At 62.8% G+C, this 19,437-nt stretch carries 16 protein-coding genes and 1 pseudogene; 11 read left to right on the forward strand and 6 right to left on the reverse strand.

Translation table 11 applies throughout. The features are described from left to right. The first annotated feature begins 326 nt into the window (after window positions 1-326). The 9 genes from ACFPN5_RS05685 to ACFPN5_RS05725 all read left to right on the forward strand — a co-directional run bounded on the left by ACFPN5_RS05685 (window position 327) and on the right by ACFPN5_RS05725 (window position 9,299). Window positions 327-1,511 carry an ABC transporter substrate-binding protein gene (locus ACFPN5_RS05685; protein WP_379781018.1) on the forward strand — a complete coding sequence of 395 codons (1,185 nt, stop codon included), beginning with the start codon at window positions 327-329 and terminating at the stop codon, window positions 1,509-1,511. A 2-nt stretch (window positions 1,512-1,513) separates the two neighbouring features. After that, window positions 1,514-2,437 (forward strand): branched-chain amino acid ABC transporter permease, encoded by a 924-nt coding sequence (locus ACFPN5_RS05690; RefSeq protein ID WP_379781019.1) that lies wholly within the window; start codon window positions 1,514-1,516, stop codon window positions 2,435-2,437. 5 nt (window positions 2,438-2,442) lie between these two features. Beyond that, the gene (locus tag ACFPN5_RS05695) at window positions 2,443-3,459 is read left to right on the forward strand and encodes a branched-chain amino acid ABC transporter permease (RefSeq protein WP_379781128.1); all 1,017 of its coding nucleotides are present in this window, start codon (window positions 2,443-2,445) and stop codon (window positions 3,457-3,459) included. Continuing rightward, the gene (locus tag ACFPN5_RS05700; protein WP_379781021.1) at window positions 3,456-4,241 is read left to right on the forward strand and encodes an ABC transporter ATP-binding protein; all 786 of its coding nucleotides are present in this window, start codon (window positions 3,456-3,458) and stop codon (window positions 4,239-4,241) included. The genes ACFPN5_RS05695 and ACFPN5_RS05700 overlap by 4 nt, the downstream gene beginning before the upstream one ends. Continuing rightward, the gene (locus ACFPN5_RS05705) at window positions 4,238-4,957 is read left to right on the forward strand and encodes an ABC transporter ATP-binding protein (RefSeq protein WP_379781023.1); all 720 of its coding nucleotides are present in this window, start codon (window positions 4,238-4,240) and stop codon (window positions 4,955-4,957) included. The genes ACFPN5_RS05700 and ACFPN5_RS05705 overlap by 4 nt, the downstream gene beginning before the upstream one ends. A 145-nt stretch (window positions 4,958-5,102) precedes the next feature. Then, window positions 5,103-6,380: an anthranilate 1,2-dioxygenase large subunit AndAc gene (gene andAc / locus ACFPN5_RS05710; protein ID WP_379781025.1), complete on the forward strand. Its 1,278-nt coding sequence runs from the start codon at window positions 5,103-5,105 to the stop codon at window positions 6,378-6,380. A gap of 46 nt (window positions 6,381-6,426) precedes the next feature. Continuing rightward, the gene (gene andAd / locus ACFPN5_RS05715; protein WP_379781130.1) at window positions 6,427-6,900 is read left to right on the forward strand and encodes an anthranilate 1,2-dioxygenase small subunit AndAd; all 474 of its coding nucleotides are present in this window, start codon (window positions 6,427-6,429) and stop codon (window positions 6,898-6,900) included. Window positions 6,901-6,907: 7 nt separating this feature from the next. Further along, window positions 6,908-8,035, forward strand: a complete 1,128-nt coding sequence (locus tag ACFPN5_RS05720) for a Rieske 2Fe-2S domain-containing protein (protein WP_379781027.1) — start codon at window positions 6,908-6,910, stop codon at window positions 8,033-8,035. Window positions 8,036-8,063: 28 nt separating this feature from the next. Beyond that, window positions 8,064-9,299, forward strand: a complete 1,236-nt coding sequence (locus tag ACFPN5_RS05725; protein ID WP_379781029.1) for a dienelactone hydrolase family protein — start codon at window positions 8,064-8,066, stop codon at window positions 9,297-9,299. A gap of 123 nt (window positions 9,300-9,422) precedes the next feature. Here the strand turns inward: ACFPN5_RS05725 and ACFPN5_RS05730 are convergent. Continuing rightward, window positions 9,423-9,605 (reverse strand): annotated as a pseudogene (locus ACFPN5_RS05730) (DDE-type integrase/transposase/recombinase); the annotation flags it as partial. A gap of 14 nt (window positions 9,606-9,619) precedes the next feature. On the opposite strand from ACFPN5_RS05730, the gene ACFPN5_RS05735 reads away from it, so the two are divergent. Together ACFPN5_RS05735 and ACFPN5_RS05740 are read left to right on the forward strand one after the other, a co-directional pair. Continuing rightward, complete coding sequence (locus ACFPN5_RS05735; protein ID WP_379781138.1) at window positions 9,620-9,871, forward strand: hypothetical protein; 252 nt, start codon at window positions 9,620-9,622, stop codon at window positions 9,869-9,871. A gap of 186 nt (window positions 9,872-10,057) precedes the next feature. After that, the gene (locus ACFPN5_RS05740) at window positions 10,058-11,356 is read left to right on the forward strand and encodes a glycoside hydrolase family 28 protein (protein WP_379781031.1); all 1,299 of its coding nucleotides are present in this window, start codon (window positions 10,058-10,060) and stop codon (window positions 11,354-11,356) included. A gap of 238 nt (window positions 11,357-11,594) precedes the next feature. Here ACFPN5_RS05740 and ACFPN5_RS05745 read toward each other — a convergent pair whose 3' ends face one another. The 5 genes from ACFPN5_RS05745 to ACFPN5_RS05765 form a co-directional block, all read right to left on the reverse strand. After that, entirely contained in the window at window positions 11,595-12,326 is a 732-nt protein-coding gene (locus ACFPN5_RS05745; RefSeq protein WP_379781033.1) for a hypothetical protein, read from the reverse strand. A 72-nt stretch (window positions 12,327-12,398) separates the two neighbouring features. After that, the gene (locus ACFPN5_RS05750; RefSeq protein ID WP_379781035.1) at window positions 12,399-12,914 is read right to left on the reverse strand and encodes a hypothetical protein; all 516 of its coding nucleotides are present in this window, start codon (window positions 12,912-12,914) and stop codon (window positions 12,399-12,401) included. A 387-nt stretch (window positions 12,915-13,301) separates the two neighbouring features. After that, window positions 13,302-16,214, reverse strand: a complete 2,913-nt coding sequence (locus tag ACFPN5_RS05755; protein ID WP_379781038.1) for a TonB-dependent receptor — start codon at window positions 16,212-16,214, stop codon at window positions 13,302-13,304. A gap of 158 nt (window positions 16,215-16,372) precedes the next feature. Continuing rightward, window positions 16,373-17,707: a pectate lyase family protein gene (locus tag ACFPN5_RS05760; RefSeq protein WP_379781040.1), complete on the reverse strand. Its 1,335-nt coding sequence runs from the start codon at window positions 17,705-17,707 to the stop codon at window positions 16,373-16,375. Window positions 17,708-17,743: 36 nt separating this feature from the next. After that, window positions 17,744-19,342, reverse strand: a complete 1,599-nt coding sequence (locus ACFPN5_RS05765) for a carboxylesterase/lipase family protein (protein ID WP_379781042.1) — start codon at window positions 19,340-19,342, stop codon at window positions 17,744-17,746. Window positions 19,343-19,437 lie beyond the last annotated feature (95 nt).

Below are 19,437 nucleotides of genomic sequence, written 5' to 3' on the forward strand. Positions count from 1 at the left end.
ACGAAACAGGCCAGATCTGGATCGTGCAATCGCACAGGATGCGCAAGCCGGCAGCGCGCCGCGCTGCACGATGCGCAATCCCGGTGCGAGGCTAACCCTTACCTTGCACTGGCGCACCGTGCTGGCGCATTCGTTTCCTACCACTGATATTCCAAGCAAGAAATGGATAGCAAAGTGTCCCTGCGTTGCCGGATGTGGATAGTCCGGCGCGTAGAGCCTCCGTAGACTTTGCTCAGGCTCGACCGTGCTGGCGGCGGCAGGCATTTTATTGAACGTACTCTCAGGAAGAAAAAACTATGCATGCACCCCGCTGTACGCTCGTTTCCATGACCCTTCTTGGTCTTGTCGCCACCCTGGCGCTGACCGTCACCACTGCTGCTGCGCAGCCCGTACCGATCAAGGTGGGCCTGGCGCTAGACACGTCCGGTCCATTCAGCGGCCCCGGCCAGGATGCGCAGCGCGGCTTCGACCTCGCCATCAAGCAGTTGGGCGGCAAGCTGGGTGGCCAGGCGGCGGAATTCATCCGCGTCGACATGGCCGGCAACCCGGACCAGGCGCGCCAGCTGGCCGAGCGTTTCGTACGCAAGGATAAAGTCGATTTCTTCTCCGGCCCGATCGCATCGAATGTAGCGCTGGCCGCCGGCCCCGTCATGTTCGCTGCCAAGATTCCTTACCTGTCGAACAATGCCGGCCCAAGCCAGTACGCGGGCGCCAAGTGCAACCCCTACTTCTTCGGCACTGCCTACCAGAATGACCAGTTCCACGAGGCGGCCGGCAAGTTCGCGAAAGACCGCGGTTTCAAGAAGATGGTCGTGATCGCGCCGAACTACCCGGCCGGGCGCGACGGCATCACCGGTTTCAAGCGCACCTACGGCGGCGCAGTGGCCAACGAGTTGTACGTGAAAGTCGGCCAGCTCGACTTCTCGACTGAACTGGCCAGGCTGCGCGCCGAGAAACCTGATTCGCTGTACTTCTTCCTGCCCGGCGCAATGGGAATCAACTTCATCAAGCAGTTCAACGCCGCCGGCCTGCAAAAGGACATCACCCTGGTCAGCACGGGTTTCTCGGCCGACGAAGACGTGATCGGCGCCGTTGGGGCACCGATGGAGGGCCTGTACAACACGGCGCACTGGGCGCATGACCTGGACAACGCCGCCAACCGTGCGTTTGTGGCCGCCTACCGCAAGGACTTCGGCGGCAAGGCGCCGTCGATTTATGCGGCCCAGGCTTATGACGTGGTCATGTCGATCGATGCTGCCGTGCGCCAGGTGAAGGGCAAGATGAGCGACCGGCCGGCCATCGTGGCGGCGCTGGCGAAGGCCGACTTCGCATCGGTGCGCGGTCCATTCAAGTACGCCAACAACCATTACCCGATCGAGAACTTCTACCTGCGCGTCGTCACCAAGGATGCCACGGGCACTATGAGCAACAAGCTGGCCGGCACCGTGCTGACCAACTACGGCGACGCCTACGCCGCCGAGTGCAAGCTGCCGGCGCCGGTACGGAGCTGACGATGAGCGTTGTCTTCATTACCGAACAGCTCCTGAATGGCCTGGGCTATGGCCTGATGCTGTTCCTGATCGCGGCCGGCCTGACCCTGGTGTTCGGCATTATGGACGTGATGAACCTGGCGCACGGCTCGCTGTTCATGGGCGGCGCCTATATCGCCGCCCAGGTCCAGGTGCACACCGGCTCGTTCGCGCTGGCCTGCCTGATGGCGGTAATCCTTATGGCGATCATCGCGGTGTTGGTCGAGCAGGTCCTGATCCGGCGCCTGTACAAGGCCGACCACCTGGTGCAGGTGCTGGCCACGTTTGGACTGATTCTCGTGGCCGACGACCTGGTCAAGATGATCTGGGGGACGTCGCCGATGATGGCGAACCTGCCCGAGAGCCTGTCTGGTCCCGTGCAGCTGTTGCCTGAACTTTACTATCCATCGTATCGGCTCCTGATCATCGGTGCCGGGCTCGTGGTGGCGCTTGGCCTGTACCTGCTAGTCAGCCACACAAGGGTAGGCATGCTGGTGCGCGCCGGCACCTCGAACCGTTGGATGGCCGAGTTAATGGGCGTGCGCGTTGCGCGCGTGTTCACTAATGTGTTCGTGCTCGGCGCTATGCTCGCCGCGCTGGCAGGCGCCCTGATGGGGCCGCTGGTCGCGGTGCAGATCGGCATGGGCGAAGAGATCCTTATCCCGGCGCTGGTGGTCATCGTCATCGGGGGCATCGGCTCGGTGCGCGGCGCCTTCATTGCCAGCCTGATGGTGGGCGTGGTCGATATCGTCGCGCGTGCGTTCCTGCCGCTGCTGCTCGAACTTGCCATTCCCGGTCCGCTCGCGGCCGACCTGGGCGCGACGTTTTCCGCGCTGTCGATGTACGTCTTGATGGCGGCGGTGCTGCTGTTCAAGCCGAGCGGCTTGTTTTCGGAGCGTAGCACATGAATCGGATGATTGAATTACCCAGCGCTCAGGCGCTTCCTGTCTCGCCGCGTCCGCCCATTTCCCGGAAGCCGGCCCTGGCCACGCTGCTACTCGCGGCGCTGCTGGTCGCCTTTCCCCTGGTGGCCGACAGTTTTGGCCTGGATTACTACGTCGGCGTGGTGCGCCGCATCGTCATCTTCGCGCTGCTCGTGACGAGCCTGAACCTGGTTCTCGGCTACGGCGGCCTGGTAGCGCTCGGGCATGCCGGCTTTGTCGGTGTCGGCGCCTACACGGTAGTTGTCCTCGACAGCATCGGCATCACGTCGGTGGCAACGGCCTGGCCGGCCGCCATCGTTGCCGGCGCGATGGCGGCGCTGGCGATCGGCACCATCTCGCTGCGCACGCGCGGCGTGTACTTCATCATGATTACGCTGGCGTTCGCGCAGATGCTGTACTACGTGTTCGCGTCGCTGCGCAACTATGGAGGCGACGATGGCTACACGCTGTCCGCGCGCCCTTCGATGCTGGGCGGCGGCGAGTCGCTCGAAGAAAACGGCCTGTACTGGCTGGTGCTGACGCTGTGCGCGCTGGCGTTCTGGCTGTTCTCGCGCATCACCGTATCGCGCTTCGGCCATGCGCTCGGCGGCACGCGTGACAACGAGAAGCGCATGCACGCGCTGGGCTACCCGGTCTATCGCCTGCGCCTGCTGGCGTTCACGCTGGCCGGCGCGCTGGCGGGTTTGGGCGGCGCCATGCTCGCCGCAAATAACAGCTTCGTGAGCCCGTCGATGATGCACTGGACGCAGTCTGCCACGCTGATCGTGATGCTGATTATAGGTGGCGTCGGCCGTATCTGGGGCGGGGTGCTGGGGGCCGTGGTGTGGCTCGTGCTCGAAGAGTGGTTGAAGCTCCAAACCGAGTACTGGCACATGCCACTTGGCCTGCTGTTGATCGTAATCGCGCTGTTCCTGCCGCGCGGCCTGGCGGCGCTGCGCTGGCCGAACCCGGGGCGAACCCGTACCAAGAAGGAGGGCGCTGAATGAGTTTGTTTACCTTACACGGACTGGTCAAGCGCTTCGGGGGCCTCCTGGTCACCGATCACGTCGACCTGCATGTCGAACGCGGCGAGATCCACGCGCTGATCGGCCCTAACGGCGCCGGCAAGACCACGCTGGTCAACCTGATTTCCGGGGTGCTCGATCCGGACGAGGGCAGGGTGCTTCTCGATGGCGTCGAACTGACCGGGAAGGACGCCTACGAGCGCGTCGCCTGCGGGCTGTCACGCTGCTTCCAGATCACCAGCATCTTCCCCAAGGCGAGCGTGCGCGACAATCTGAAAATGGCGTTGCAGGCGCACACGGGCCACAGTTTCCAACTGTTTGCCTCGCGTGCGGGCAACACCGCCCTGGCGCAGGGCGCTGAAGCGCTGGCGCTGCGCTGTGGCCTGGAGGCCAGCCTGGACCAGATTGCCGGTAACCTGCCGCACGGCGTGCAGCGCACGCTCGACGTCGCACTGGCGCTGGCGGCCAACCCCAAGCTGCTGCTGCTCGACGAGCCGATGGCCGGCATGGGGCCGCATGAATCGGCGCGTATGCTCGCGCTCATCGAATCGCTGCGCGGCAGTATGGCAATCCTCCTGATCGAGCACGATATGGACGCGGTGTTTGCACTGGCCGACCGGATTTCAGTGCTCGTCTACGGCAAGGTGCTCGTCTCGGGGAATGCCGACACGATCAAGAACGATCCACAGGTGCAGGCGGTGTACCTGGGCGATGAGGCCGGGTCGGACGCCGCCATCGCCGCATTGGCCAGGGAGGTTGCATGATTGGCAGTGAAGCATTGTTAAGTGCACGCGGGATCGAGGCCGGCTACGGCGCCAGCAAGGTCCTGTTTGGCGTCGACCTCGAGATTTACGCCGGCCAAGTGGTGGCGCTGCTGGGCCGTAACGGCATGGGCAAGAGCACCACGATCAAGACGCTGACCGGCACGCTGGCGGCGCAGGCGGGCGAGGTGCGCTTTGGCGGTGAGAAGATCACCGGCAGCGCCGTGGACCGTATCGCGCGGATGGGGATTGCGATCGTGCCGGAGGGGCGCCACGTGTTCCCCAACCTGACGGTGCGCGAACACTTGGTGGCCTTTGCCGACAACCGCAATGGCCAGCGCGACGCCTGGGACCTGGAACGCATCTATGACTTGTTCCCGCGGCTCAAGGAGCGCGAGCGCAATCTGGGCAACCAGCTCTCGGGCGGCGAGCAGCAGATGCTGGCCATCGGCCGGGCGTTGTCGACCAACCCGCGTCTGTTGATCCTGGACGAGGCAACCGAGGGCCTGGCGCCAGTGATTCGCGAGCAGATCTGGCAATGCCTGGCGCTGCTGAAGGCGGCCGGGCAGACGACGCTGGTGGTGGACAAGTACGTCAACCGGCTGCTCAAGCTGGCGGACCGGCACGTGATACTGGAGCGTGGACGCGTCGCATGGCAGGGCAGTTCGGCCGAGCTGGAAGCCGATCGCAGCTTGTGGAGCACCTACCTCGGGGTGTGAAGCCCTGCAGGCAGTCAGCTCGGCGTTCCCAATCCGGCTGCCGAAAACGGATACCGCACACGCCAATGTTTGCCGTTTCCGGCTAGAGACTCCCTCCACCGCTGGCTAGACTGGTATCACACAGTCACCGCAACGGAGAAGTTCCATGTCGATCGAACACGAGCAAGCCATCGCGCCAGTCACCCAGGGCACGGTCCACCCCCTGGTTCAATTCCCCCGCGCCGACGGCTCGCGCACCCCTTATAAAGTCTTCAGCTCGCAGGAAGTCTACGAGCGCGAACAGGAGCGCATCTTCCGCGGTCCGGTCTGGAGCTTCCTGGCCCTCGAAGCTGAAATCATCAACTCGGGCGACTTCAAGAGCACCTTTGTCGGCGACACCCCGGTCGTGGTCACGCGTACCGAAGATGGCGGTCTGGCCGCTTGGGTCAACAAGTGCTCGCACCGCGGCGCCATGGTGTGCCGCACCCCGCGCGGCAATGCCAGCTCGCACAGCTGCGCCTACCATCAGTGGAGTTTTGATTTGCGCGGCAACCTGCTGGGTGTGCCGTTCAAGCGCGGCCAGAACGGCATGGCCGGCATGCCGAAGGATTTCGATCCGAAGTGCCACGGCCTGCGCCAGCTGCGCGTCGAGAGCTACAAGGGCCTGGTGTTCGCCACCTTTAGCGAAACCGTCGAGCCGCTGGTCGACTACATCGGCGCCGAGATGCGTCCGTGGATCGACCGCATTTTCCACAAGCCGATCGTGTATCTGGGCTGCACACGCCAGTACTCGAAATCGAACTGGAAGCTGTACCTGGAAAACGTGAAGGACCCCTACCATGCCAGCCTGCTGCACCTGTTCCACACCACCTTCAACATCTTCCGCGTCGGCATGAAGGCGCGCTCGATGGCCGACAAGCGTCACGGCCTGCACAGCATTATTACGGCCACCAAAAATCAGGAAGAGACGTCCGACGCCTACAAGCAGCAGGCCATCCGCTCGTTCGACGAAGGCTTCTCGCTGGAGGATCCGTCGGTGCTGGGCCAGATCCAGGAATTCGACGAACTGACAACAAACCACATCCAGCCGATCTTCCCGCAGCTGGTGGTGCAGCAGATCCACAACACGCTGGTGGCGCGCCAGCTGCTGCCGAAAGGCCCGGACAACTTCGAGCTGATCTTCCACTTCTTCGGCTACGAGGACGACACGCCCGAGATGCGCGCGCTGCGCATCAAGCAGGCCAACCTGGTGGGCCCGGCCGGTTACATCTCGATGGAAGACACCGAGGCGACGGAACTGGTGCAGAACGGCACCCGGCGCGATCCGGACGCCTGCTCGGTGATCGATATGGCCAAGGACAAGCCGGACCAGGAAGACACCCTCATCACCGAAAGCCTGATCCGCAAGTTCTGGCAGGGCTACCAGAAACTGATGGCCTTTTAATCGGAGCGATGAAATGACAGCAATGAACACGGGAGTGGAAAAGCAAATGGAACAGATGGCCTTGTGGTTCGACGTGTACCAGCTGCAGCAGCAGTACGTCGCCGCGCTCGATAACGACCGCCTGGAAGAATGGGCGACGTTCTTCACCGAAGACTGCCTGTACGAGATCGTCCCGCGCGAAAACGCCGATGCCGGCCTGCCAATCGGGATTATCTATTGCGACAGCCAGCGCATGCTGCGCGACCGCGTCGTCGCCCTGCGCCACGCGAATATCTTCGAGGCGCACAGCTACCGTCACATGACGTCCGGCTTGAGCATCCGCCCCATCGATGCCGACACCGTGGAGAGCGAATCGAGCTACGTCGTGGTGCAGACGCTGCAGAATGGCGATTCGACCGTGTACCAGGCTGGCCGCTACATCGACCGCGTCGTGCGCACTCCAGCTGGCTGGCGCTACGCCAGCAAACGCGTGATCTACGACACATCGCGCGTGCAGACGCTGCTGGCCACACCCATCTGAGGTCATCATGAACACCTGGTTCGATGTCGGCGCGGCCGACGGATTTGACGAAGGCGCCGTGGCGCCGGTGGTGGCTGGCGGCCAGTCGCTGGCGCTCTTCAAGCTCGATGGCGAACTGTTCGCGCTGCGCGACAAGTGCAGCCATGGCAATGCGCGCCTGTCCGATGGCTATATCGAGGACAACTGCGTGGAGTGCCCACTGCACCAGGGCCTGATCGAGATCCGCAGCGGCGCGCCAAAAAGTGCGCCGGTTACCGAGCCGGTACGCAGCTTCCCGGTGCGGGTGGTGGCAGGGCGAGTCGAGATCGACATGGCTGACGGGGCAGCGAGCAGCACAGGCGCCGGCACAAGTTGCGGCCCAGCCTGCGCGTCAGTGCAGAAAATCGCGGCTGACGTCACAGCCGCGAATCGCCAGCTGGGCGCCGTGATCGACAGCATCGACAAACTTGGTCGCGATGTGGCGGTGCTACGACTGCGCCTGGAAGATGGCGCGCCGCTGGACTATGTTGCCGGTCAGTATCTTGACGTGGTGCTGGAAGACGGCAGCCGACGCAGTTACTCGATGGCCGCGCCGGGCGGCGCGAACGTGCTCGAATTGCATATTCGTCATATGCCGGGCGGCGTATTCACCGATCGCGTGTTCGGTAACTTGGCCACGGGCCAGCGCCTGGTGCTCGACGGTCCGGCCGGCGACTTTTATTTGCGGCCAAGCGCGGCGCCGGTGGTGCTGCTGGCCAGCGGCACAGGCTTCGCGCCAGTCAAGGCGCTGGTGGAGCAGGCGATCGCCAGCGGCAATACGCGCCCGATGCGCCTGTACTGGGGCGGGCGTCAGCCGGCTGACCTGTATCACGACGCGTTGTGCCGCGGCTGGGCGGCGAGCCTGCCGTGGTTCGAGTATGTGCCGGTGGTGTCCGACCCGGCTGCAGAGAATGGCTGGACAGGCCGCACGGGTCTCGTGCACCTGGCGGTGCTGGAAGACCACGCCGACCTGTCGGCGCACGAAGTGTATGCCTGCGGCGCGCCGCAGATGGTGACGGCAGCGCAGCATGACTTCAATACGTTGCGCGCGCTGCCGGCAACGAGCTTTTTCGCCGACGCCTTCCTGTCGCAGGCGGACTTGCGACAGCGGGCGTAAGGCCTGATAATTTTAAGGAGTTTCACGCATGGCGTATTACATTGACATTCCATCGCGCGACGGCGCGGGCAGTTTTAAAGCTTACCTTGCGATCCCAAGCAGCGGCACCGGCCCTGGCCTTGTGGTAGGACAGGAAATCTTTGGCGTGAACCAGAATGTGCGCGAGGTCGCCGACATGTACGCCGAAGAAGGCTACGTGGCACTGGTGCCGGACCTGTTCTGGCGCATGCAGCCGGGCGTGGACCTGGGCTACACCGAAGGTGACTTCAAGCGCGCCTTCGGCTATTTTTCGGAGCTGAACGTCGACGCGGCGGTGCAGGACATCGGCGCGGCGATCGACACGTTGCGCGCCTTGCCGCAAGTGGCTGGGCCGGACATCGGTTACGTCGGCTTCTGCCTGGGCGGCAAGCTGGCCTACCTGACCGCCGCGCGCACGGACGTGGCCTGCGCCGTGGGCTACTACGGCATGGGTATCGAGAACATGCTGGACGAAGCGGCGAACATTCGCGGCAAGCTGGTGCTGCACTTCGCCGAGAACGACGCCTACTGTGACGCCGCCGCGCGTGAAAAGGTCATCGCGGCGCTGTCGTCTCTGCCAAAAGCGGAGATGTACGTATATCCCGGCGCCGATCATGCCTTTGCCCGCGTCGGCGGCATGCACTTCGATAAGCCGTCGGCTCTGATGGCGCACGGCCGCACCATCGCTGCGCTCAAGTCGCAAGTTGGCCCGCACTTCAATCTCTCATATCTGTGGGACCAGCACGTGTACCACGAGTTCGCTACGCGCGATGTGCCGTCGACGATGGCGACCATGGTGGCCGAGCCTTACGTGAACCATATCCCTACCTTGACCGGCGGCGTGGGCGCCAAGCAGTTGGCGCGCTTCTACCAGCATCACTTCGTGCAGGCCAACCCGTCTGACATGCGCATGACCCCGATCTCGCGCACGGTTGGCGCGCTCCAGGTGGTCGATGAATTCATCATGTGTTTCACGCACGACCGCGAGATCGACTGGATGCTGCCGGGCGTGGCACCGACCGGTAAATACGTCGAGATCGCGATGGTTGGCATCATCAACTTCCGTGGCGACAAGCTGTATCACGAACATATCTACTGGGATCAGGCCAGCGTGTTGGTGCAGGTTGGGTTGCTGGACCCGGCAATGCTGCCGGTGGCCGGCATCGAGTCGGCGCGCAAGCTGCTCGATGAGACCATTCCATCGAACGATATGATGAAACGGTGGAGCGGCAGCGAAGGCTTGTAAGCGACATCGTGGGGCGGATGGCCATGCCGGATTCTGTCGCGTTGTTGAGCCAAACACAGATTTGTCCATCCCGGGCGCGGCTCCGGCTTACACTGGACGGGCTTGCCCTGCTAACTCATAAGATTAGTCCGCGAACGACATAGTAGCTACGCCACCGACATTGAACTGGCCCTTGCGAATCATGTGCATGAGCTTGACGCCGGCCAGTACATTGCTTGCAGGCTGGAATGACTTAATGCTTAGCATGGGCCTGGTTACACGCTTGATCGCTCGATGGTCCTGTTCAACAATATTGTTGAGGTATTTTGACTTGGCGTTCAGTGATCAGCACTGCGCGGCCGGCATTTATCTCGTCGATCGCCGCCTTGTTGGCGCCGCTCTTGTCCATCGCGAACTTGAATCGCCACGACAATTGCAGACACTCCAGTCTGTACACCTGGACAAAGCGCTATGGCGTGCCTGAAGAGGAGCGCAAGGCTGTGGATTCTCAGGCCGATGAAATGCGGCGCCTGAAGACCGAATTGAAGCGCGTCACAGAGGAGCGCAACATCTTGAGGAAGGCCGCGGTCTAGTTTGCCAAGATGTTCCCCTGATTTCAGGGGCTTTTTTTGCCGCGGCTGCTTGGGAGATGGACGGGGCGCCACTTCGGAAACGATCAAGAATGTGATTATCGGTGCCCTGGATGGAGATTCACGGCCGCTTTTCGTCTATATGTAGGACGATCTAGCTCAAGCAAAACAACAGGCCAGGAGACCACTATGCCAAAACGTTCAATTTCCCGCCGTGCCTTCGCCCTGGCGTCCTTGACGGCCCCGCTCTGGGGCCGTTCCCTGCCGGCGCTGGCCGCCGGATCGGATAAAGCCTCCATCACGGATTTTGGCGCCGTCGCCGACGGCGCCACGGTCAATACCGCGGCCATCCAGAAAACCATCGAGCACCTGGCTGGCCTGGGTGGCGGCACCGTCGTGGTGCCGGCCGGCGTCTTCGTCAGCGGCGCGCTGTTCCTCAAGCCCAAGGTCAACCTGCACCTGGAGCAGGGCGCGGTGCTGCGCTGTTCGACGGACCTGAAGCATTTTCCGGCCGGCCGTACCCGCATCGAGGGGCACTTCGCTCCCAACTTCAATCCGGCGCTGATCAATGCGAACGGCTGCGACGAACTGAAAATCAGCGGGACAGGTACCCTCGACGGCGCCGGGCGGCCGATCTGGGACCTGTTCTGGAAGCTGCGCAACGCCGCGCCCGATCCGCACAATTTCAGGAACATCGGCATCCCGCGCGCGCGGCTGGCGCTGATCGAACGCTCGAACGGCGTCACGATCGAGGGCGTCACCTTCAAGGATTCGCAGTTCTGGAACCTGCACCTGTACCGCTGCCAGCAGGTCACGGTGCGCAATGCCCGCTTCCAGGTGCCTGAGGACTACCACCAGGCCCCCAGCAGCGACGGCATCGACCTCGACAGCTGCCAGCACGTGCTGATCGAAGGCTGCTATTTTTCCGTCACCGATGATTGCATCGCCGCCAAGGGCTCGAAGGGCCCGTTCGCCATGGAGGACAAGGACAGTCCGCCCGTGGTGGACGTACGCGTGCGCAATTGCGAGTTTCGGCGCGGCCACCACATGCTGGCCCTCGGCAGCGAGGCGACCCTGGTGCGCGACATCGTCATCGAGGACTGCAGGGTGACCGGCAAGGTGGACAGCCTCGCCGTCTTCAAATTGCGGCCGGATACGCCGCAGCACTACGAGAACATCCACTTCCGCAACATCAGCGTCGATTCCTCCGGCGGCCAGATCATCACCATCCAGCCCTGGACGCAGTACTTCGACCTGAAGGGCGTGCCGCCGCCGAAGTCGATCGTGCGCAACATCAGCGTCGTCGGCATCCGGGGCCGCCTCAAGGCCTTCGGCACGATCAAGCCGAACCCCGGCCAGACCACGATCAGCGACATCCTGCTGAAGGACTTCGACGTGCAGCTGGAGAAGGAGAAGCTCGACACGGCGGGCGTCGCCAACCTGCGGCTGGAGAACGTCGTCGTCAACGGCAAGAAGGTGGGCGCGTAGAAGAGCGTAGGGCGGTGCAGCATGGCTGCGCCGCCTTTGTCCGCTTCGGCGGGCTCTTTACTTCTCGACGCGGCGCTGTTCACAGGCTGATGCTTGCCGGCTGGATCCTGATACATTCTCACCCAGGGCGAAGAGGGCGATCGGCGAGCGCGTGGTGCGGTCGCCGCTGTACAGGTCTGCTCATCTGCGCCGGCGTTAGCTGCGGCTGACGACCTGTAATCGTCAGCCGTGCATTACTTCAATGAGCCTGGTTCCCTGCGTCGGTTTCCCTGATCATATAACCCAAAGTCTGGAAGAGATCTCGCGGATTTCCCCATGCGCGGGGATGGGGAACACACCATACATACCGTCCGAACACCGGACACCGTTTGATGAATTCGTTCATCTGCTCCCACTGCGCATTCATCACCAACGCGTTCCATTCGGGCATGTAGGTCGTTCCGTAGAGAACAACGTGACCCGTGCCGCTATTTTCCATGAGTGTGCGAATATGGTCGATGCGTGTCGTCATGATGTGCTTGCGATACAAGGCACGGGTGGCGAAAAAAGGATATTGTTCGTTTGCTAAATTCTTGTACGCGAATCCAGCAATATTGGGGGAGGGTAGCGGCAGCAGCTCCAGAAGACAACTGTCACCATCTTGAGTGCCCAAGTGTTGAGACTGATAGGTCACGATGTCATGGGGTTCAATCGGTACTTCGGAGCCGTTCTGGGCGCTGAGTATGGTTTCTATCAGCCGTCTCCAGGTGAATTGAACACTAACGGCCTTATTATTGACCCTTTCCCAATGCTTTCTTACTCCGATAGAAAAGTGAAAACCCCGTAAATCCTCGGTTTCTTTTCGTCCCAAAGCATGCCAGGTCGTAAATCGGGGCAAGACGTCTGCCTGCCAGTTTCCTCCGCAACCCTCTTCCATCCCGATGAACCAATATCGGCCTTCGAGGTTTCCGTAGCCGTAGAAGCTGTTCATGAAATCTACTACCATTTCCTGCATGTCATGCTTTCGTAAGTTGGCTCGCGATAAAGGTGGGACGATTTGTTGTCAGTGATTGCTTGCCACAACGCCGTACGCCGCACGCTTCCATAAATGCTGATCAAAGCCGACGTTTTCGATGACGATCTGACGTGAGCAGGCAAACGATTCAATTTTCTGTCGGTTCACCATCGCATCGCTCCAGTTGGAGTAAATCAGCAAGCCTTCGATTTGATCAATGGTTGCTTCATCCGGCTTTCCCCTGGCGTCAATAAATTCCGGCGTGCCCAAGGTCAGGTGGAATACCTGATTAGGATAGGATTTTTTCAACTCGTTTAACCGTGCAATGTGGTCAGCGCCCCGGTGGCGTTGCGAGGATCGCTGCGCATACACTTTTCCAATGTAATGCGTTATCCACTGTCTCTTTTGCAGAGAAACGATCGCGTAAAAATATGCGGTCGCGTCTTGCTCGAGCAATCCTGAAAAAAGCACATCATGTGTCGAAGGGATCGTCCATTCGATCCGGGCGACGATATCGACGTGGTCAGGCCACGAGACATAAAAATCTGGGTTTACAATATCCATAGGACCAAAATCGTAGTAAAAGAGTACAAATTGCTGAAGGCGCATTATTGCAAAGTCACCCGAGCGATGGTTTTAAACGCGGCTGCTCGAGCCCGCAGAATACGCGGTTTGCTCATATTCGGGGCAGGGTGAAATATTTTCCCATACGAATACGGGCGATATGGATAATAAGAACGCGGATATTACCTTGTGTTGCCTGTGCGCAACATGTGGGTATGGTCCTGGCAGGCCAGCGGGCCGGCAGGCACCCTGATCCGGATTTCCAATTGAAAAATGCCAGTCAACTTAACTGACTGGCATTACGCCAAGGCGAGCTTGATGTGAATGCGCGTCAGGCGGCGCAGCATGGCTGCACCGCCCTTGCCATCATGGCACGCGGACCGCTTATCAGAACTTGTAGCGGGCCCCCACCAGGAATTCGCGGCCGGTCACGTGGTTCACCAGGACGCTGTTACGCGCACGGCTCACGAACTGGTCGTTCTTCTCGTTGGTCAGGTTGACGCCCTCGAAGGTGAACTCGAGGTTGTCATTCCACTTGTACGACACCGACAGGTCGACGTTGAAGGTTTCGTTCTTGCCCTGCACGTCGTTGTTGTTCTGCGCCGGGACGACCTGCAGGTAGCCGGAGCGCGAGGCGCCGGTCAGGCGGGCGCTGAACTTGTTATCGTCATAGTAGAACGTGGTGTTCCACGACTCCGGCGACAGGTTCACCAGGTCGTCCGTCACGGTGCCGCTGTTGGCCGCGGTAGTCGAGATCAGGTAGTTGATCTTCGACTTCACCTTGGTGTAGTTGGCGATCAGGCCGAAATTCCGGCCCCAGGCCGGCAGGAAGGTGAAGGGCTGCTGGTAATTCAGCTCGTAGCCGCGCAGCTTGCCGCCCGGCGTGTTGGCGAACGAGGTGACGTCAAACACTTCCGAGCCGTTAAAGCTTGCCGGCAGCAGGGAGGAGGGCAGGCCGGTCTGGTTGAACGGCAGCGACTGGCGGATGCCCTGGATGTAGCTGTCGATATTTTTCTGGAACAGGCCCAGGCCCAGGAATGCCTTGTTCTTGAAGTAGTACTCGAACGATGCGTCCATCGTCTTGGCGCGGAACGGTTCCAGGGTCGGATTGCCGGAGTTGATCGACAGCGAGCCGGAGGTGGCCACGGAGCCGCCCGGGTTCAGGTTGCCCAGCGGCGGACGGGACATCACCTTCGCGCCAGCCAGGCGCACCAGGAAATCCGGCGTGAGGTTGGCGGTCACATTGAACGACGGCAGGAAGTCGTTGTAGGCGTTGGTGGCCGTGACGGGGGTGCCGCCACCGGTCGCCAGGTAGCCTTGGGCGGTCAGCTTGGTCTTGACATAGCGTCCGCCGATGTTGCCGCGCAGCGGAATGCCGGCCAGTTCGCTGTCGAAGTCGGCCTGCAGGAACACGCCCTGGTCCTCTTCCTTGATGTCACGGTTACTGCCGCGCGCGTTGCCGTTGGTGGTCGAGGTCAGCGTGAAGTCGCCAGGACCGCCTGCAGGGCCGCTCTTCAGGCAGTTGCAGTAGGCGTCGTACGCCCTGGTGATGCCTTGCACGTCCGGGATCAGCCAGCTGGTGGCGCTGCCGCTTGGTAAGTCCAGGCCGTTGCCGAATCCGGACAGCACGCGTGTCACGCTGGAGAGGCTGGTACCGGCCGGCAGGTTGTAGATGGCTTCACCCGAGGTGGTCGCGCGGCGCGACTCGTAGGTCTTGAACTTGTAGGTTTTCAGGTCGGCGCCGCCCTTGATGGTCCAGGTGTCGTTGGCGCGCCAGGCCAGGTCGAGGTGGGCCACGTCGTTCTGGTTGACCGAGCCCTGTGGGCGGATCCGGATCTCGCTCGGGGTGACCGTGGTGACGCTGGCGGCGCCGGCCGGCACCCCATAAATGCCCAGCACGCCGCCGCCGGTGGCCGCGTCGAACGGATAGGTGATGAGCGGCAGGCGGTCGCTGCTGCGCAAGTCGATCGCGTAGCCGTTGACGTTCGGCGCGTCCAGCGTCACCGTGGTCTGGTAGGGGTTCCTGAAATCCGACTTGGCACGGCCGACCCGGGCGTTCATCTCGAGGTCCTCGTTGATGCGGTGGGCCACCGTCAGGGTCGGCTGGGTGAACTTGGTGGACAGGTCGTCGAAACGCGTCTCGGAACGGATGTCCACGCCGTTGAATACGCCGTACTGCAAGCGGCCCAGGGTGTCGTACTGCGCCTGCACCACCGAGGTCTGCGGCTTGCCGCCCTGCGAGGCGGAGCGGCTGAACGAGATCGCTTCCAGGTAGCTCTCTTCGCGCGTGGCCGAGAGGTCGGCGTACAGCATGTCGAGCGAGATGCGCGTGCCGCGCATCGGCTTCCACTCGAACGAGGCGGTCAGCCCGACACGGTCCTGGTCGTGTGTCAGCCGGCCGTAGCGCGGCAGGCGCGGATGGAAGTTGGCGGCGCTGGAGGCGGTATTGTAGGCATCAAGCGCTGCGGCGCTGGCCGGCAGGCGGGTCGCCGTGGGGAAGCCGGCCACCGGGGCCGAGCAGTTGGCGCCGGTCACGCTGCCGCCGAGCGGGGCGCACCAGCCGCCGGAGGACGGTCCGTTATCCCAGCGCACGGTCGAAAAGCCTTCCTCGTACACGTTACGCTTGGAGAAGGCACCCGAGATCAGGAAGCCCATCGTGTTGTTGTTGAAGGTATTCGACAACATGAAGGCGGCACGCGGATCGGTTTTCTTCGAGATGTCGTTGTAGCGGGCCTTGGCCATGACGGTGGCATTGAAGCCGCGCTTGGGGGTGTCGAATGGGCGCATGGTCTGCAGGTCGACGGTGGCCCCGAGCGAGCCTTCCTCGATCTCGGCCGACGAACTCTTGCGCACCGTGAGGGAGCTGAACAGTTCAGAGGCGAACACGTTGAAGTCGAAGCCGCGGCCGCGGTTGTTGCCGCCCGAGCTGTCGGTGCCGCCCGTCGTCGCTAGGCCTTCGATGCCATTGATGCGCACACGCGTGAAGTCGGAGCCGAGGCCGCGCACGGTGATGCTGCGCCCCTCGCCGGCGTCCCGGTCGATCGCCACGCCGGGCACGCGTTGCAAGGATTCGGCCAGGTTGGTGTCGGGGAACTTGCCGATGTCCTCGGCCTTGATTACATCGACGATGCTGTTTTCCGTCCGCTTCGCACTCAGGGCACTCTCGAGCGAGGCGCGTAGTCCGGTCACGACGACGACCTGGGGGGCGTCCGTGGTCTCCTGCGCGTGGGCCGGTGCGCCGATGGCCAGCAAGGCCGAGGCAATGATGGTGTGCTTGAGCGGAAGCTTGTGACGATGCATGCGGAGTCTCCTGTGGGTATTATTTGGTGTTGTGGTACAGCAATGCGGTAAGGAAACTCCATATTGCTTGAATCTTCGGTAAATACAAGTGGCACACACGATTTCAATGTGGTCTAGCCACTTTGGCGTTGTAATCAAACCACTTTTCGCCCGAGAGTTTATTGGTCAGGCCGCGGGAACAGCGAATCCCAACCTGCCTTGGGCGACATGTCGGCCAGGTTCCAGGCGCTCGGGTCGAAGTCGCGGCGCGTCGGCGCATAGGCCGGGTAGCCGCTCGATTGCGCTTCCGAATCAACGATCAGGCCGCGCCCTTCGGCTACGTCGGAGAGGACCTTGAAGTCGACCGGATCGCGCGCCCAGGGCCGCATGCCCGCGCTGATGTAGATCGCGTTTTCCAGCCGTGCGCTTGGTATCGGCTTGAGACCGGGTGGCATGTCGGGCGTTCCGGCCTTGAGGATCCGCGCGCCGGACGCAGTATAGCTGCCGGTCTGCGGCAAGGGCTTGCCGTTGGCATCGACGGCCAGGTTGTCGCGCAGGTACAGGCTCACGTCCCCCGCGCCGCCCAGGCTGAAAAGCGGTACGCCCGGCAGCGTGTCGGCGCCACCGCGCGCCACATTGCCGACCAGCGTCACGACCCCAGGCTGCGGCGCGCGGGCGCCCCATTCATGACTGATCAGGTTGTAGTGGATGGCCCTGGCGCCGAAGTCATGGATCAGGTTGTTCACGACGGCGACGTGCGCGCCGCCCTTGATGAGCGGGTTGCGTTCGTGGTTGGCGTTGTACAGGTTGCCGTAGATGAGCACGCGGTTGGCATTGTCGTGGATGAGCGTGCCTTTCGAATGCTCGCCTTTCTTGTGCGTCGAATCGCGCAGCCCTTCGCTGACGATGTTGTGGCTGAAGGTGATGCGGCGCGAGGTCGCCTGGCGCCATGCCTCGGGCGTCGCGCCATTGAAGCGCGGACCGGACGCCGACAGGTTTTCGTCGGTGGCCCAGCTGAAGCTGCAATGGTCGATGATGACGTTGTCTCCAGCGCTGATGGACAGTCCATCGGCTTCCCAGCCGCTCCGCTTCGCGCGCCCGAATTCGCCCGGCCGCACCGCGATGTGCTGGACGATCACATCGTGCGTGGCGAGGGCGAATCCGCCCCGGATGAAGGTAATGCCGGGATTGGGGGCGGTCTGGCCGGCGATCGTCAGGTGCGGTTCGCTGATGCGGATGCTCTTGCCCTGCAGGTCGATCACGCCGCCCACTTCGAACACGACAATGCGCGGGCCGGTCTCGGCTACCGCGGCGGCAAACGAGCCTTCGCCGGACGCGTTCAGGTTCGTCACCCGTACGATCCTGCCGCCGGCGCCGCCCTTCGTATCAGCCCAGCCTTTGACGTCGATGCCCGCGCGCGACATCCCGCGCAATTCCTTGAAAGGTTCGGCCGCCGGTGCGTGCAGGCACCAGCACGCCATCGTCAGCACCGCCACGCGTAGTGCGAATCGCATCCTCGTCTCCCGTTCTGTTGTAAGTGAATTAGCCGGTCAGGTTCCGGGCTGGACATACGGCACCTTGGCGAAGATTCGCCGTTCGGCGCCGCGCGGGTCGTCCTCCATGCGCGCCGGGACATCGAAGATCATGGTCTGGCGGCGCGCCAGGTCGTAGGGCTCCCAGCGTGGAAGCAGTTTGGCTCCTGGCGCGCCGCTCCTGGCAAAGGCGATGAAGGCGTCGCTCATCATGTCGGCCATGGTTTGGGCCTGCGGGCCGATCGCCGTGGCCCCGGGCTTGGCGACGTTATCGAATACCAGCTGGATGTCGGACCCATGCGGCGCGCCGAACTTGCCGCCGTCTTTCGGCGTCGCCCAGTCCAGCTGGTAGACGAAGGCCGGGCTGCCGGCCCTGGCACGCTCTTCGGCTTCGATGATCGCGCCGCGCCAGGAGCGCGAGGCGGTGGTGATCTTGAAGAGCAGGTCGCTCGGCGACAGGCTCGGGTACAGCTTGCGGTAGGCCGCGATCACCGCCTCGGGCTGGATGTCGACGCGCATGTTGGGCACCAGCTTCGCCGGCAGCTGCTCCCATGTCAGGTTGAAGTTGCTGGCATCGCCTCCCAGGAAGGCGCGTGTTTCGTCGTGCGTGTTGCCGATCATCATCGGAATGTGCGCAGACTGGCCTGGTGCGTCAGGGTAGAAGGGATGGCGCAGCAGGTTGCGATCGTCCAGCACCGGCGCGAACGAGATGCCGCCGAACGGCAGCACCGGATCGCGCGTGCCCAGGGCCGCGACCACCCTTTGAAACGGCATGGTGCGGATCTCGCCAACCCGTTCCGGTGGCAGCTTGAGGGCGTCCAGCATGGCCTGGGCGCGCAGCGTGGCATTCAAGGGGCCGCTGGCCGTCACCTGCTGGCCGCTCATGGTGGCGGCGCGGTGGAACAGGCCGGCGGCGAGAGGCATGGCCATCAGGGTGGCGATCTTGGCGCCACCGCCGGACTGGCCGAACACGGTCACGTTATCCGGGTCCCCACCGAATTCGGCGATGTTGTCGCGCACCCAGCGCAAGGCCAGTATCAGGTCGAGCTGGCCGGCATTGCCCGAATCGGCCCAGGGGTTGCCGGTGCTGTTTGAGGCCGCGCCACCAAGGCGGGCAAGGTACAGGTAGCCGAAGGCGTTGAGGCGATGGTTCACCGTCACCACCACCACGTCGCCGCGACGGCACAGGCGCACGCCGTCGTACAGCGGGCTCGAGCCCGAGCCATTGTTGTAGGCGCCGCCGTGGATGTAGAACATGACCGGGCGCCTGGCGCGGTCGCGCAGGCCAGGGGTGTAGACGTTCAGGAACAGGCAATCTTCGCTGACCGCCTCTTCACGGCTGGACTGGGGACTGGAAGGGCCATGCTCGAGCGCCTCGGCCACCCCGTCCCAGGCTTGCGGTGCCAAGGGCGCCATGAAGCGCCGTGGAGCGGTGTCGGCGCCATAGCGCACGCCCTTGAATACGTTGATGCCGTTGTCGCGGTAGCCCCGGATCCGCCCGTGACGGGTCGTCGCGACGGGTGCCTGCGCTGTGGCGGCGAAGGCGTTGGCACCCAGGATGCTGGAGGCGACGAGGAGGGATTGCTGGAGGAAGGCGCGACGGATCAATGCAGTCATGGAAGGCTGGCGTAACGATGTTGGGCAGCGAAGTTGAGCAGATGCGCACGCCTGGCTGGCAAGACCAGCCAGTGCGCGACACGGTGAGCTATGCT

Source organism: Massilia niabensis (assembly GCF_042655085.1).
GTDB classification, from domain to species: domain Bacteria; phylum Pseudomonadota; class Gammaproteobacteria; order Burkholderiales; family Burkholderiaceae_D; genus Telluria; species Telluria niabensis.

Bases quoted from the DNA above. Each gene is read 5' to 3' on its own strand.
- ACFPN5_RS05685 (WP_379781018.1), top strand. From the start codon at position 327: ATGACCCTTCTTGGTCTTGTCGCCACCCTGGCGCTGACCGTCACCACT.
- ACFPN5_RS05690 (WP_379781019.1), top strand. From the start codon at position 1,514: ATGAGCGTTGTCTTCATTACCGAACAGCTCCTGAATGGCCTGGGCTAT.
- ACFPN5_RS05695 (WP_379781128.1), top strand. From the start codon at position 2,443: ATGATTGAATTACCCAGCGCTCAGGCGCTTCCTGTCTCGCCGCGTCCG.
- ACFPN5_RS05700 (WP_379781021.1), top strand. From the start codon at position 3,456: ATGAGTTTGTTTACCTTACACGGACTGGTCAAGCGCTTCGGGGGCCTC.
- ACFPN5_RS05705 (WP_379781023.1), top strand. From the start codon at position 4,238: ATGATTGGCAGTGAAGCATTGTTAAGTGCACGCGGGATCGAGGCCGGC.
- andAc (WP_379781025.1), top strand. From the start codon at position 5,103: ATGTCGATCGAACACGAGCAAGCCATCGCGCCAGTCACCCAGGGCACG.
- andAd (WP_379781130.1), top strand. From the start codon at position 6,427: ATGGAACAGATGGCCTTGTGGTTCGACGTGTACCAGCTGCAGCAGCAG.
- ACFPN5_RS05720 (WP_379781027.1), top strand. From the start codon at position 6,908: ATGAACACCTGGTTCGATGTCGGCGCGGCCGACGGATTTGACGAAGGC.
- ACFPN5_RS05725 (WP_379781029.1), top strand. From the start codon at position 8,064: ATGGCGTATTACATTGACATTCCATCGCGCGACGGCGCGGGCAGTTTT.
- ACFPN5_RS05740 (WP_379781031.1), top strand. From the start codon at position 10,058: ATGCCAAAACGTTCAATTTCCCGCCGTGCCTTCGCCCTGGCGTCCTTG.
- ACFPN5_RS05745 (WP_379781033.1), bottom strand. From the start codon at position 12,326: ATGAACAGCTTCTACGGCTACGGAAACCTCGAAGGCCGATATTGGTTC.
- ACFPN5_RS05750 (WP_379781035.1), bottom strand. From the start codon at position 12,914: ATGGATATTGTAAACCCAGATTTTTATGTCTCGTGGCCTGACCACGTC.
- ACFPN5_RS05755 (WP_379781038.1), bottom strand. From the start codon at position 16,214: ATGCATCGTCACAAGCTTCCGCTCAAGCACACCATCATTGCCTCGGCC.
- ACFPN5_RS05760 (WP_379781040.1), bottom strand. From the start codon at position 17,707: ATGCGATTCGCACTACGCGTGGCGGTGCTGACGATGGCGTGCTGGTGC.
- ACFPN5_RS05765 (WP_379781042.1), bottom strand. From the start codon at position 19,342: ATGACTGCATTGATCCGTCGCGCCTTCCTCCAGCAATCCCTCCTCGTC.